Source organism: Candidatus Bipolaricaulota bacterium, from assembly GCA_021159055.1.
Lineage (GTDB): Bacteria > Bipolaricaulota > Bipolaricaulia > UBA7950 > UBA9294 > S016-54.
In genome coordinates this window covers 1-14,254 of the sequence record JAGGSO010000105.1, presented here as the reverse complement: position 1 = coordinate 14,254, position 14,254 = coordinate 1, and the positions used below count along the sequence as shown (strand labels likewise).

The window sequence follows — 14,254 nt, the reverse complement described above, 5'->3', positions numbered from 1 at the left end:
CCCCAAGCCGGCGAAGATCGAGGTGGAGAAGAAACCCGACCGCACCACCGCCACGTTCGGAGATGCGATCACCTACACCTACACCGTGCGGAACAGCGGCGAGGAGACCCTATACGACGTAAGTCTGGAGGACGACCGGTTGGGACCGATCACCCTCCCCACGACCGTGCTCGCGCCGGGGGAGAGCGCGAGTGCAACCGCATCCACGACCGTGACGGAAGATGATTTCCCTGGTCCGCTCGTGAACACCGTCACCGCTACGGCCCGCACCACGGACGGACGCACCGTCAGCGATCAGGCGCAGGCGCAGGTGGAGCTCACATCCGGGAACTCCGGGGTGATGATCGAGATCAAAGCGCTCGACTCCCGGGGATTCCCCCTCTCTCCCCTCTCCCCGCTCACGGTCGGCGACACAATCACCTACGTCTACCGGGTGACGAACACCGGGAAGGTCCCGCTCAATCGGATCTCGGTGGTCGATGATCCACTTGGTCCTGTTCCCATTGAAAGAACGGAGCTTGCCCCGTGGGAGAGTACGGAGGGGCGGCTCACCCGCACGGTGACCGAGAAGGATCTCCCTGGTCCGATCAGCGATACAGGGACGGCGACTGCATACGATCCGCTCGGGAACCGGGTCACCGACTCGGCCACGATCACCCTGCTCGAGATCTCCGGCACGGGAGGGATCCGGCTCACCAAGGAAGTGAACACCGATCAGGCCGTGGTGGGGGATACCCTGATCTACACGTACACGATCGAGAATACCGGCAACGTGACGATCACTGACCTCGTCCTCACCGACGATCGCCTTGGGGAGATCCCGCTCCCGCGGAACGTCCTCTTCCCCGGCGAGTCGATGACGGTCACCGCCACCTACACCATCACTGCGGACGATCTCCCCGGCCCGCTCACCAACCATGCCTCCGTCTCCGGAGAAGGGGCGGGCGGCGAAGTCCGCTCCGATGTCTCCACCGTCAGCGTGACGATCACCGGGATCGCCGGAGGAGGGGGAGGAGCGGTCGGTTCCCCGTGCGATGGGAAGGTGATCATCTCCGAGGTCGCGTGGGCCGGAACCCCGTCCGATTCCAACGCCGAGTGGATCGAGCTGGAGAACCTGGGGGAGACCCCGGTCGACCTGACCGGCTGGAAGATCGGCTGGTATCCCAGCAAAGCGGATCCGAGCGACGAGAGCGTCTGGACCTGGATTCCCCTCTCCGGGACGATCTCCCCGGCTCCGACGAGTCCGTGCACCAATCCGCGGCGGCGGCCGCCGATCACCTTCGTCAAAGAGCCGGGGAACGATCTTGGCTGGAAGGTGATCGACATGGCGTGGTGGGTCGCCGGCAAGGACGGGAACGAAGGGCGCGGCTATTACCTCCTCGAGCGGGGAAGCGATGAGGCAGTGAGCGATGTGACGGCCGACCTCGTCTACGATGCCCCCCTGCCGGACGACGGGGCGGTGATCGAGCTGGTGAACTCGGCCGGAGAGGTGGTGGATACGGCGAACGCTGGCAGCGGCACGGGCTGGGCGGCCGGCGATCCGCGCACCGAAGCGACCATGGAACGGACCGACCCGCTCGGACCGGACACGAGCGACAATTGGCACACCAACCCCGGCATCCTGGTCTACGGGACCGATTCCGCCGGGGACCGCCTTGTCGCAACCGCGGGCAAGCCGAACTCCCCCGATCTCGAGACGCTGATCTCGCTGGCGGAAGAGGAAGTGACTCCGGTAACGCCGCACGGCCCGATCTCGCTGACCCTTGATGAGGGCTGGAAAACGAGACCGTGGGTCAAGGTCGCTGCCGTGGGCATCACCGCTGCCGGAGGCGGAGGAGCGGCTCCGAAGGTCACCCTCTCATCCGCACGCGGAGCAGGCGGCTACAGCCTGCAGCTCGATCCGCAGGACCTGGCGCCGGGGAGTTACTTCATCTGGATCACCGGCGCCGCTGGTGAGGCAATCCTCGTACCGGTGACGATCGAGGATTAATCCTGCTTGCGGTACACATCGACCTTGCGGTTGCCCGTGATCGTGTTGTTCTCGAGGATGACGTTGTCTACGTAGCTTCCAATATGGACCCCCTCGAGGTTGCCGGTGATCGTGCACCCGGTGACGACCAGGTTCTTCACCGTCTGGCACTCGATCCCGAAGCTCCCGTTATCCACGATCTTCGAGTCCTCCACCCGCAGCTCCTCGATCTCGCCCCGCACGCCGATCACGTGGATCCCCATCCACTCGTTCTCCTTCACCAGACAGTTTCGGATCGTGATCCTATTGACGTGCTCACGGTTGATCTCAATCCCATGGCCGCTCGACAGCCCGCGCTCCGTCTTGCGGGGACCGGTGACCGCGATCCCGTCCAGGGTCACGTTGTCCGCGTCCACCTCCACCGTCCCCCAGATGTCGGCCATCCCCGCGGTCGCCGGATCGGTGGTGATGGTGATCCCAGGGGTATAGATCCACACGTCGAACTTGTGGGTCCCAGCGGCGAGCATGATCACGTCCCCGGGATGGGCCTCGATCCGGACGTCGAAGTAGTCAGAATCGCGCATCCCGTTCTTCCCCGGCCAGACTCGGTACGGGAGGGGGACCTGCACCTGCTTTCCGTGCACGACCTCCGTCTTATAGAACTGCTCGGCGATGAGCACGTTACCGTGTAAGCTCGTGTCCCCGGGGAGGTGGATCTCCGCCGCCAGAGCGGCCGCCCCTCCGAGGATCAGGCCAAGGGCGAAAAACCAGACGATGTACCCTCTCATTGTCTCCTCCTTTCTTGCCTGCACCGTACCGAAAAATCAGGTGCGGCGCAACCCGCGCAGTTGACACCGGACCGGAAACGGGCTAACCTGGAACCAATACCGAACGTGGAGGGATGGACGTGTTGTGGAGAAAGCAGAAGGAGATCGAGACCCTGGTGTTAAAGCACCTCGACCATGTGGAGGAGAGCCTTTCCCATTTTCAGGAGTCGCTTCTCGCGTACCTGAACGGTGATGTCGATGCCGCGGGCGAGCTCGCCCTCGCCACCCACACCGCAGAGGGGAAGGCGGACGACGTCCGCCGGGAGGTGGAGGCCTCCCTGCTCGGAGGAGCGCTTCTCGCTCCATCCCGGCGCGATATCCTCGAGGTGATCGAACAGGTGGACAAGCTGGCGAACGCCGGAGAGGAGACGCTGGACTATCTCCTCCTGCAGCGGATCGAGATCCCCGAGTCGATCAAGCCGTTCGTCCAGAAGATCGCGGACAAGACCAAGGAGATCGCGGATGAGGTCAACTCCGCAATGCACCTCCTGTTCGAGGATATGAACGCCGCCCTCGATCACACCAAGCAGATCGAGATCAAAGAGAGCGAGGTCGACCGGGTGGAGCGAGAGGCGGTGAAGGCGATCTTCAAGATGGGGATCGATCTCGCTGCGAAGCTGCAGCTCTACGGGCTGATCGAGGCGCTCGTCGAGATCTCCGACCGGGCCGAGGACCTTTCCGACCGGATCGACATGATGATCGCCCAGCGCCGGCTATAGGGCGAGGGAGATCAGCTTGTAGAGGAGGAACGAGAAGATCCCGGCAGAGGTCGGGGTAGCGACCCACCCTACCGCGATCTGGAGGACTCGCCCTCGCTTGATCGCCCGTACCCCCTTCACCATACCGACGCCAACCACCGCCCCCACCACCGATTGGGAGGTAGAAACCGGGATTCCGATGATCGAGAAAAAATGAACGGCGATGGCGGCGGAGGCCTGGGCCGCAAATGCACTCAACGGATCAAGGACAGTGATCCCTCCACCCACCGTCTCGGTCACCCGGTGTCCGAAGGTGAATGCGCCAATCGAAAGCGCTGTCCCGCCAAGGAGAGCGAGCCAATGGGATGGGACCCCGAGATTGGCGATCGGGCCAACCGCATTTCCCACGTCGTTCGCCCCGAGTGAGAAGGCGACGTACCCTGCACTCGCTAATACGAGCCATTTCAGAATGGCGTCCCACCGACCTGGTCGCTGTACCCGCCGGAGGAAGAACGCAAACAGGTGATAGATCCCGAACGCCATCAGCCCGGTGAGAAACGGATCGAGCACCCATACCATAACGATGTTTAGGAGCTTGGAGAAGTCAACCGGAGCCCCGGCAGCCAGCCCGACCCCGGCCACTCCTCCGACGATCGCTTGTGAGGTTGAGACGGGGAGCTTAAAAAACGTCGCCGAAGTAACGAACAGCCCTGCTGACAGGAGGGCAGCGAACACCGCGGCCACTGGAAGCTCGGCGGTTACGATCCCCTTTCCGATCGTGTGCATCACGTGCTGCCCTTGCAGAAGTGCCCCAGCGATGACGAACACCCCTACCAGGATGATCCCCTTTCGATAAGAAAGGAGCCCAGAACCAACCGAGGTCCCGATACAATTTGCCGCGTCGTTCGCCCCGATGTTCCAGCCGACATACGCCCCTGCCAAGAATAGGAAGGCCAACTCCACCATGTGAAAGTTTATACCAAATATAGCAATCTATGGCAAGCAATCGAATAAAGCTAGTAGGATCGGATGGTCAGCCGTCGGTCCGTTTCTCCCTGTACATCGCCTGATCCGCCCGGGCGAGGACCTGTTCGATCGGGAGATCATCCCCCGGGCTCCAGTGGGCGGCGCCGATCGACAGGGTAACCGGGATCAGCTCGTCCGTCTTGTTCCGCGCAGCGACAGCGTCCTGAATCCTCTTGGTTATCGCCTCGGTCTGGCCGTTCGTCTCGATCAGCATAACAAGAAACTCATCCCCACCGTAGCGGACGACGAGATCGGTCTCGCGCACCTGAGCGACGAGCAGATCAGCGACTGCCCGCAGGATCTTGTCCCCGGTCTGATGTCCGAACCGATCGTTGATCGCTTTGAACCCGTCGACGTCGATCATCAAGAATCCGATCGGGTGATCGTAGCGTTTGGCGCGGACGAGCTCCCGCTCCACCACCTCGTTGAAGTAACGGCGGTTGTAGACCCCGGTGAGCGGATCGCGGATCGCCTGCTCCCGCAGTTCCCGCTGGAGGCGAATCCGCCCGATCGCCTGGGTGGTATGGCCGATGAGGAGCTCGAGAAGGCGAACGTCCTCGGGGGAGAAGGCGTTCTCCTCCCGCGCTGCCACCTGGAACACCCCGAATTTCCCGATTGGAACGCTGATTCCGGAACGAAAGTCCGTCCGAGTCGGCCGGGCTGCTGTATCATCCTCTATCTTGTTGATCACGTAAGTCTTCCCGGTACGGTATGTCTTGGTGGCGAGGGACTCCTCGGACAGGGCGACGGACTGGCTCGCCCCTGCGGGGAGGCCCTTAGATGTCGCCTTAGTGACGAGGGCATCCCCCTCGCGGATGTCGAGGGTGCAGAGCGGGAACCCGAGGATCTCCTCAGCGGCGTGCACCGTGTGGGTATACACCTCTTCCTCGTCCTCTAGCGATTCGAGGACATGGGCAACGTCGTGCAGAAGCTCGATCTTCCGCTGCGATTTCTCGAGCTCCTTCTCAGCAGCGATGCGAGCGGAGATATCGCGGGTGATGGAGAGGAGATGGGGTTCCCCTTGAAAGATGAACCCAACTCCGTGTACCTCGACCGGGAACGGGGTCCCGTCCTTGCGGAGGTTGACCGAGTCGGAGACGAAAACGCCGGCATTTATCCCGTTCTTGAAATTCTTGAACCCATGATAGTAATCGGGATGGACGATCTTGTCGGCGGAAAGCCCGATCAGTTCTCCCTCCGCATAGCCGTACATCCGGTAGGCGGCCGGGTTCGCCTCGACGATGTTCCCGTCCTGGTCAAAGACGAGGATCGCATCAGTGGTGGCGGAAAAGATGCTCCGGTAGCGGGCCTCGCTCTCACGCAGCGCTTCCCGCGCCCGCTCGCGGACGATTGCCATCGCTATCTGGTCGGAGACGGTCTCCAGGATCCCGATATCGTCATCCCCGTACGCATCCGGGTCGGTATAGCTCTGCACGACCACCGCTCCGACCACTCGATCTTCCACCCTGAGCGGGACCCCGAGCCATGCCTTCGCCACCGCTCCCACCGGCTCGAGCCCGAGTTTTTTCGTCAATTGGGCGCGGTTGCGGGTTGTGATCAGAAGGGGGCGACCGCTCTTGATCACGTACGCGGTGGAGGAATTCGCGGCCACGAATGAATGATAAGTATCCTTCTCATCGACCATGTAGGGCATGAAGATCGTGTTTTCCTTCTCGTCGTAAAGCGCGATGCGGAAGTTGGTCGTGTCCATCATCACGCTCAGGATCTCCCTGATCTTAGAGAACAGGGAATCGAGGTTCTCCGCTGCATTCGCCGCTTCGGTGATCCGCTGCAGGATCTCTTCCACCCGACGGACCCGTACCCGCGCGCTGATGTCGCGCAGGCTGACGAGCATGCGCTTAGCCCCGTGGATTTCAATGATCCGCCCCCGCAACTCCACTGGGACGAGCGTTCCGTCCTTGCGGCGGTTCACGGTCTCCAACGCCTTTCCGGCCATCGTCTCTTCGTCGATCAGCTCGGGGAGGAACTTCTTCCCCCCCTCAGGGACAAGATCGCCCACCGTCAATTGGGTCAGCTCATCGCGCGAATAGCCGAGGAGCCGACACGTGCTCTCGTTCACCGCGAGGATCTTCCCGTCGAGACTCTCCAAGAACAGAGCGTCGCTCAGCTGTTCGAACAACGCCTTGTAAAGCTCCTCCCGCTCGCGCAGCTCCTCCGCGACTGCTTTTTGGTCGGTGATGTCGAATGCCACTTCGAACCGTACATCACGACCGTCCGGCCAGGTAATGATGCGATCTACAATGAGATAATCGCGGTCGTAGACCGGATTGTGGTATTCCCACTGATATGGTTTCCCCTTGTTTTTGAGAATGATGTCATTGGTGCAGAACTCGCACGGCTCGCTCCTGCCCTGGAACTCTTCGTAGCAGAGCCTTCCCACCGGATTTTTACCGATCATGTCGCGAAAGTACTTGTTGATATACAGGATCTCGTGGGTGTAGGGATCAGCGACATAGATAATTGCATTGATGCTGTCGAAGATGGCGCGAAGCTGGCTCTGCTCCTGTTGAATGAACTTTTCCTTGTTTATTTGCTCGGTGATGTCGCGGTTCAACGAAACGTGAATCCCAGGAAACGGGAGGGGGGCCGCGGTTCAACGAAACGTGAATCCCAGGAAACGGGAGGGGGGCAACGGTCACCTCATCCCAGTAGATGCTTCCGTCCTTCCTTCGCTTCTTGTGTACGAACCGAACGGTCTTTCCGCGGGAAAACCTCTTTCCAACCTCTTCCAACGAAACAGGAGGGGGATCGACGCTCAAGTCATCGACGATGTTCATCCCGACGAGCTCGTCGGTCGAGTAGCCGGTCTGGGCGGCCGCTTGGGCGTTGGCGGCTAAGATCTTTCCCGTGCTTGTCTCGATGAGGTAAGCCGCGTCCCCGAGCCCTTCGAACAGGGACCAGAAATCCTTTCCCAGCCCGACGAGTCTCTCATGCTCACCGGAACCGTCGTTGCGCCGCATGATAACCTCGCTGTTCCCCTCATTCATATTTTAAGCAGATTATTACATAGCTGCGCTATCCGTCAAGTGCGAGTCGTTACCGCATCCCGGTTCATTCGTTTATGCACCAAAGCGAAAGGTTATTTATAATGTGCCGCTTGTCGAGTACAGGAGCAGGAAAGAACAACCCAGATGGCAGATGAACCCCGAAAAAGAGCGCATGTAGACGGAGACGGGCGTATTGTGCTGCCCCAAGAGGTCTCCACCCACTACGGGCTCAACCCTGGAATGGAGCTCCCTCTGGTTTCAGATGAGGATTACATCCTCCTTTCCCGCCCCATCCATCGGTTGGCCAAGCTGTACATAGAGCCGACGGATGCGTGCAACCTCCACTGTCGCACCTGCATCCGCAATTCCTGGGATGAACCGACCGGTATGATGACCAAGGAGACGTTCGCCCACATCATCGCCGGGATCGAGGAGTTCTCACCCCGACCGAGTGTCTTCTTCGGCGGGTTCGGGGAGCCGCTCGCTCATCCGGAGATCTTGCAGATGGTACGGACGGCGAAGCAGCTCGGTGCCTCGGTTGAGCTGATCACCAACGGGACGATGCTTGATGCGCCAACGGCGCGCTCTCTGATCACGGCTGGGCTTGATCGGCTATGGGTTTCGCTCGATGGGGCACGACCGGAAAGCTACGCTGATATCCGCCTTGGGGCACGGCTTCCCCAGGTCATTTCCAACCTGCGTCGCTTCCGCCGGCTGCAGGGGGAAACCTCAGCCCCACAAGCTCCACAAACCAGGCTTGGAATTGCATTTGTCGCGATGCGCCGCAACATCGGCGACCTCCCACAGTTGCTTGCCCTGGCGCAGGAGCTCGGCGTAAGCGATTTCCACGTAAGCCACGTCCTCCCCTACACAAAGGAACTGGAGGCAGAAGCGCTCTATCGCTCCCCGGCGGAGTCCGGGTATCGGCCGGGGGACGCGCGTATGCGGCTTTACTTGCCGTGGATCGGCGATTCCTCTTTTCTACCGGGGATTGCGCTGGACGACGGGTGCGACAAGTTCCACCTTTACCTTACCGGGATGCCGTTGGATAACGGCAGAAACCGCTGCCCATTCATCGAACGCGGATCGGCGTCGATTGCGTGGGATGGGGGACTGAGCCCGTGTCTCGAGCTCCTTCACTCCCACACCTCGTACCTGAATGGAGCGGAACGGACGACGAACCGCTACGTGATCGGAAATGTCCGTGATCAGTCCCTCTCCGAGCTGTGGAACAGTCCGGAGTATGTGGCGTTCAGGGAGCGGGTGGCAGACTTTACCTTCGCCCCGTGCGCCTGGTGCGCAAGCTGCCCCCTCGCCCAGGAAAACGGCGAGGATTGCTACGGCAACCCTGCTCCCTCCTGTGGCGGCTGCCTATGGGCACAGGGGCTCATCCGCTGCCCGTAGTTTCAGCTGAATCAGCCGCACTCCGCCCCGTGCATTGATAAACACAGCGGTTTTAAAGATGACCGCGTGGAAGGCCTAAGTCAACTCCCCTGGCGCTTCTTGATCTTCGCCCAGGTGTCGCGTAACGTGGCGGTCCGGTTGAACACAGGCTTGCCTGGTTTTGAGTCGGGATCGACGCAGAAGTAGCCGACCCGCTCGAACTGGAACCGATCCCCAGGGCTTACCTCCGCGAGGCTCGGTTCGAGCTTGCAACCGGTGAGGACGACGAGGGATTCCGGATTCAAGTTATCGAGCCAATCCTTCCCGTCCTCGACCTGGAGCGGGTTCTTCGCCTTGAACAGCCGATCGTACAGCCGCACCTCGGCCTCGATTGCGTGGGCGGCCGATACCCAGTGCAGGGTCGCTTTCACCTTCCGCCCGTCCGGCGCATCCCCGCCGCGGGTCGCCGGATCGTAGGTGGCATGGATCTCGACGATGTTTCCAGCCTCGTCCTTCACCACGTCGGTGCACCGGATGAAGTAGGCGTAGCGCAGCCGCACCTCCCGTCCCGGAGCGAGGCGGTAGAACTTGGGGACCGGGTTCTCCATGAAGTCGTCCCGCTCGATGTAGAGCACCTTGGAGAACGGGACCATGCGGGTGCCGGCGGATGGGTCCTCGGGATTGTTGATCGCCTCGAGCTCCTCTACCTGATCTTCTGGATAGTTGTCGATCACCACCTTGAGCGGGTGGAGCACGGCCATCCTCCGCTCCGCTCGTTTGTTCAGATCCTGACGCAGGCAGTACTCGAGGAGCTCGTACTCCACGATCCCCTCGGCCTTGGTCACGCCGATGCGGGAGCAGAAATCGCGGATTGACTCCGGAGTGTAGCCGCGGCGGCGCAATCCGGCGATCGTCGGCATGCGCGGGTCGTCCCATCCGTTGACATGCCCCTCCTCCACGAGCTGGAGGAGCCGCCGCTTGGACAGGACGGTGTAGGTCAGGTTCAACCGCGAAAACTCGATCTGGCGCGGGCGGTGCGGCACAGGCAGGTTGTCGAGGAACCAGTCGTAGAGCGGCCGGTGTACCTCGAACTCGAGGGTGCACAGGGAGTGGGTGATCCCCTCGATCGCGTCCGACTGGCCGTGCGCCCAGTCGTAGGTCGGATAGATGCACCACTCGTCTCCGGTGCGGGGGTGCGTCGCGCGCATGATCCGGTACATCACCGGATCGCGCATGTTGATGTTGGGGTGGGACATGTCGATCTTGGCCCGCAGCGTCTTCGCCCCGTCGGGGAACTCCCCGGCGCGCATCCTCCGGAATAGGTCTAGGTTCTCCTCCACCGACCGGTCGCGGTACGGGCTGTTCTTCCCCGGCGGGGTGATGATCTTATCCCCGTCGCGGATCGCCTTTCCCCGGTACTCGCTGATCTCCTCCGGCGACAGATCGTCGACGTACGCCTTGCCCTGCTTGATCAGGTACTCGGCCCATTCGTAGAGCTGCTCGAAGTAATCGGACGCGTAGTACTCGCGGTCCTCCCAGTCGTACCCGAGCCAGCGCACGTCCTCCTTGATCGCGTTGATGTACTCGACGTCCTCCTTCTCCGGGTTGGTGTCGTCGAACCGCAGGTTGCACAACCCGCCGAACTCCTCTGCGATCCCGAAGTTGAGGCAGATCGACTTGGCGTGGCCGATGTGGAGATATCCATTCGGCTCCGGAGGGAAGCGGGTGTGGACGCGGCCGCCGTTCTTCCCGGCGGCGATGTCCGCGGCGACGATCTGACGGATGAAATCATGGGGTACGTTCTTCTCTTCGCTCATCGATCCTTGCCTTTCGTTCGTCGCGGGCCAGTGCAGGAGGAGATAGTGGTTGGGAGAGGAGGATTCGAACCCCCACTAACAGGGCCAGAGCCTGTCGTCCTGCCATTAGACGATCTCCCAATGTGCGATTTGATGGTAAACAAACCCTGCGGGCCTGTCAAGATTGCCCGCCCTGGGGTGGTGGACTAGAATCGGGGGTATGAACGATGAGGTAAGACCAAAACACCGTCGGACCTGGAGCGGGCTCGAGTGTGACGACCCCGCGGCCGAGATCGGGGTCATGGGAATTCCGTTCGACGGGGCGACGAGCTACCGCAAAGGGGCGGCATTTGCCCCAACCCGGATCAGGGCCCTCACCCCGCATTTCGCCCCAGCGAGCGAAGTGGGGAAACCAATTTCGGTGCGGGTACGCGACTACGGGGACGTCTATCCCGACCTCGACTGGTCCCGTTACTTCGGGCAGGTGGAGGAACAGGCGCAGGCTGTCATGAGGCATCCGCTCGCTCTCTTCCTCGGGGGAGACCATTCGGTGACGATCCCGCTTGCCGCCGCGTTCGCCGCCGTTCATCCCGGCCCCCTCGGCTATCTCCACGTCGACGCCCACCTCGATCTCGCCGATGAGTTCGAGGGACACCGCTGGTCACACGCCTGCACCGCGCGGCGGGTTCTGGAAAGAGCGGGGTTTGCACCGGAGCGAGCGGCATTTGTCGGGATCCGCTCGTTCATGGAGGATGAGCTCGCTTACCTCGCCACTCATCCGGAGATCGGGGTTCACCCGGCCCGGGAGGTCCACCGCCGCGGCCCGGAGAAGATCGCAGCGGAGGTGATCTCCCGGCTCTCCGGCCCGGATGCGGTCTACGTAACCCTCGATATCGACGTCCTCGATCCGGCGTTTGCGCCCGGGACCGGGACGCCGGAGGCAGGCGGGATCTCCACCCGCGAGTTGTTGGAGTTCCTGCGGCCGATCTTCCTCGGTCTTCCGGTGCGGGCGATGGACGTGGTCGAGGTCGCTCCGCCTCTTGATCACTCCGACATCACCTCGTTCGCCGCCGTCAAGGTGATCTACGAGGCGTTCAGCTGGATGAGTGGGATAGGCTGATGTTCATACGGGAGCGCCGTCGTCGCAGGATAATGGAACAGCCGCTTCCGCCGGAGTGGCAGGGGATCATCGACCGAATCCCGATCCTCTCCCGCCTCTCCACGGCGGAACGGGGCAAGCTCGAAGACATAACCAAGGTCCTCGTGGCGGAGAAGCACTTCGAGGGGACGCACGGACTCGGAGTGACGGAAGAGATGCGGGTCACGATCGCCGCGCAGGCCGCCCTCCTCATCCTGAACCGCCCCCACGATTACTATCCGCGGTTGGTCTCAATCATCCTCTACCCCGGACAGTACATCGCCCCGCACCGGGAGGAGACTCCGATCGGGGTGGTGATCGAGGGGGAGCAGGTGCGGGCCGGCGAGTCGTGGTCGCGCGGAGCGGTGGTACTGTCATGGGAAGACGTCCGCGCCGACGCCGCTGGTCAGGGGCACCCAGGACGGAACGTCGTCCTGCACGAGTTCGCCCATCAGCTCGACGCCGAGAACGGCGCCGTGGACGGGATCCCCGCCCTTCCCCCCGATCGATATCAGGAGTGGGAACGGGTGATGTCAGCGGAGTATGCCCGCCTGCGAACGGCGGTGGAGGCGGGTGCGGTTACGTTCCTCGATCCATACGCAGCGACGAATCCGGCGGAGTTCTTCGCCGTCGCCACCGAGCGCTTCTTCACCGATCCGGCATCCCTGTTGCGCTCCCTCCCGGAGGTGTATGAACAGCTGCGGCGGTTCTACCGTCAGGACCCGGCCGGGACCTTCCCTGCGCCGGATTGGGTGATCACCTTATAGGGAGGCGAAATGGGGATTCAAGAGAACTACGGTCTGCGGTTTGGCACTCTTCCACCCGGGGAGAAAGACGCGATCACCGACGTCCCGGGAGTGGCGGTCGGACACGCGACCGTGATCGCGGGCTCCGATATCCGCACCGGGGTGACCGCGATCATCCCCCATCCCGGGGACCTGTTCCACGAGAAGGTGCAGGCCGCGGCGGTGGTGCTAAACGGATTCGGAAAGTCGATCGGGATCCCACAGATAAACGAGCTCGGCACGATCGAGACCCCGATCCTTCTCACCAGCACGCTGTCCGTGGGAAGAGCCGCCGATGCCCTGATCACCTGGGTCATCAAGCACTATGACCAGCCCGATTCCCCGATCCGGTCGCTGAACCCGGTTGTCGGTGAGTGCAACGACTCCTACCTGAACGACATCCGTGCCCGGGCAGTGACCGAGGAGCATGTGTACGCCGCGCTCGACGGAGCGAGTGACGGACCGGTGCGCGAAGGCGTAGTCGGAGCCGGGACCGGGATGAGCGCGTTCGGGTTCAAGAGCGGAATCGGGACGGCATCCCGCCTGGTGGAGTACGCTGGGCGGGCTTACACGATCGGCGTCCTCGCCCTCCCCAACTTCGGCAGGAGGGAGGAGCTCACGATCCTCGGGGTTCCGATCGGCCGGCTCCTCCCGCCCGAATCCGATGCTCCGGAAGGGGACAAGGGGTCGATCATCATCGTGATCGGGACCGATCTCCCCCTCTCCCACCGCGAGCTGCGCCGCCTTGCGGTGCGGGCCGGACTCGGGCTTGCCCGCACCGGGTCGCGCGGGCATTCCGGGAGCGGTGACTTCGTGATCGCTTTTTCCACGGCGAACAGGGTTCCGCACCACGAGGGGACGATCTTCCTCCAGGAAACGCGGCTGAACGACGCCCACCGCGGGATCGACCGCGCGTTCCAGGCGGTGATCGAGGCGGTCGAGGAGGCGATCGTCTCCGCCCTGTTCCATGCCTATTCTGTAACCGGGCGCGACGGCCATACCCGGGAGGCGCTCCCGATCGCGCGCGTTCTGGAGCTACTTCGCTCCCGCGGCGTGCTCATCCAACCGGGCGATTAGGGCCTGCACTTTCTCCGCTGTCTCCGCGATCGTCCCCGCGGCATCGACGGTGATCACCCCGGGCACGGTCGGAAAATCCGGTACCCGGTCGAGGTGGTCTTCCCTTCCGGCCTCGGCAAGCCTGGCTCTTCGTACCTCCCGCGGGGCGGAAAGCCAGATGACCGCATCGAACAGGGAGTAGTCGACGTGCGGCGAGAGACCGATGAGCGCCCCTTCCACCAGCAGGACCTTTGTCCCGCTCTTCTGCCGCTCCGCGATCATCCGCCGAAGGGCATCGCTCACCGCGGGATGGACGATCGCGTCCAGGTCGGCCCGCGCCCTCCCGTCGGAGAAGACGAGTCGGGCAAGCGCGCTGCGGTCGATCTCGCCGTCCGCTGTTACGATCCCCGGACCGAACCGGGCGATGAGTTTGTAGTAGACCTCGTTTCCCGGTCGGTAGAGTCCCGTTGCCACCCGGTCGAGGTCGATCCACTCGGTCCCCTTGTCGTGCGCTAGGGCCCGAGCCACCGTGCTCTTCCCGCACCCGGGCGGGCCACCGATGCCGATC

At 62.5% G+C, this 14,254-nt stretch carries 12 protein-coding genes and 1 tRNA gene; 6 read left to right on the top strand and 7 right to left on the bottom strand.

Annotated elements, in window-relative coordinates:
• On the top strand, positions 1 to 1,990 hold a 1,990-nt coding region (locus J7J55_05635), incomplete at its 5' end, for a lamin tail domain-containing protein (GenBank protein MCD6142180.1).
• Here the strand turns inward: J7J55_05635 and J7J55_05630 are convergent.
• Entirely contained in the window at positions 1,987 to 2,757 is a 771-nt protein-coding gene (locus J7J55_05630) for a right-handed parallel beta-helix repeat-containing protein (GenBank protein MCD6142179.1), read from the bottom strand. The two genes, J7J55_05635 and J7J55_05630, sit on opposite strands and share 4 nt — an antisense overlap.
• Positions 2,758 to 2,870: 113 nt before the next feature.
• Here J7J55_05630 and J7J55_05625 point away from each other — a divergent pair, with 113 nt between their 5' ends.
• Complete coding sequence (locus J7J55_05625; GenBank protein MCD6142178.1) at positions 2,871 to 3,515, top strand: DUF47 domain-containing protein; 645 nt, start codon at positions 2,871 to 2,873, stop codon at positions 3,513 to 3,515.
• Here the strand turns inward: J7J55_05625 and J7J55_05620 are convergent.
• The 3 genes from J7J55_05620 to J7J55_05610 all read right to left on the bottom strand — a co-directional run bounded on the left by J7J55_05620 (position 3,510) and on the right by J7J55_05610 (position 7,501).
• Positions 3,510 to 4,436, bottom strand: a complete 927-nt coding sequence (locus J7J55_05620; GenBank protein MCD6142177.1) for an anion permease — start codon at positions 4,434 to 4,436, stop codon at positions 3,510 to 3,512. The two genes, J7J55_05625 and J7J55_05620, sit on opposite strands and share 6 nt — an antisense overlap.
• A 91-nt stretch (positions 4,437 to 4,527) precedes the next feature.
• On the bottom strand, positions 4,528 to 7,095 hold the full coding sequence (locus J7J55_05615) for a PAS domain S-box protein (protein ID MCD6142176.1): 2,568 nt from the start codon (positions 7,093 to 7,095) through the stop codon (positions 4,528 to 4,530).
• Positions 6,986 to 7,501 (bottom strand): PAS domain S-box protein, encoded by a 516-nt coding sequence (locus J7J55_05610; GenBank protein MCD6142175.1) that lies wholly within the window; start codon positions 7,499 to 7,501, stop codon positions 6,986 to 6,988. The genes J7J55_05615 and J7J55_05610 overlap by 110 nt, the downstream gene beginning before the upstream one ends.
• Before the next feature lie 222 nt (positions 7,502 to 7,723).
• Here J7J55_05610 and J7J55_05605 point away from each other — a divergent pair, with 222 nt between their 5' ends.
• Positions 7,724 to 8,932, top strand: a complete 1,209-nt coding sequence (locus J7J55_05605; protein ID MCD6142174.1) for an SPASM domain-containing protein — start codon at positions 7,724 to 7,726, stop codon at positions 8,930 to 8,932.
• 80 nt (positions 8,933 to 9,012) lie between these two features.
• Here J7J55_05605 and J7J55_05600 read toward each other — a convergent pair whose 3' ends face one another.
• Together J7J55_05600 and J7J55_05595 are read right to left on the bottom strand one after the other, a co-directional pair.
• Positions 9,013 to 10,728 (bottom strand): glutamine--tRNA ligase/YqeY domain fusion protein, encoded by a 1,716-nt coding sequence (locus J7J55_05600; GenBank protein ID MCD6142173.1) that lies wholly within the window; start codon positions 10,726 to 10,728, stop codon positions 9,013 to 9,015.
• Positions 10,729 to 10,774: 46 nt separating this feature from the next.
• Positions 10,775 to 10,848: transfer RNA gene (locus J7J55_05595), tRNA-Gln, on the bottom strand.
• Positions 10,849 to 10,927: 79 nt separating this feature from the next.
• Between J7J55_05595 and speB the strand changes: the two genes are divergently transcribed.
• From speB to J7J55_05580, 3 genes are read left to right on the top strand one after another with little or no spacing between them, the layout of a single operon-like run.
• Positions 10,928 to 11,827, top strand: coding sequence for an agmatinase (speB, locus tag J7J55_05590; GenBank protein ID MCD6142172.1), 900 nt, complete (start codon positions 10,928 to 10,930; stop codon positions 11,825 to 11,827).
• The gene (locus J7J55_05585) at positions 11,827 to 12,612 is read left to right on the top strand and encodes a zinc-dependent peptidase (protein MCD6142171.1); all 786 of its coding nucleotides are present in this window, start codon (positions 11,827 to 11,829) and stop codon (positions 12,610 to 12,612) included. The genes speB and J7J55_05585 overlap by 1 nt, the downstream gene beginning before the upstream one ends.
• Before the next feature lie 9 nt (positions 12,613 to 12,621).
• Positions 12,622 to 13,707 (top strand): P1 family peptidase, encoded by a 1,086-nt coding sequence (locus J7J55_05580; protein MCD6142170.1) that lies wholly within the window; start codon positions 12,622 to 12,624, stop codon positions 13,705 to 13,707.
• On the opposite strand, the gene coaE is transcribed toward J7J55_05580, so the two are convergent.
• A partial coding sequence (gene coaE, locus J7J55_05575) for a dephospho-CoA kinase (GenBank protein MCD6142169.1) occupies positions 13,666 to 14,254 on the bottom strand: 589 nt, incomplete at its 5' end. The two genes, J7J55_05580 and coaE, sit on opposite strands and share 42 nt — an antisense overlap.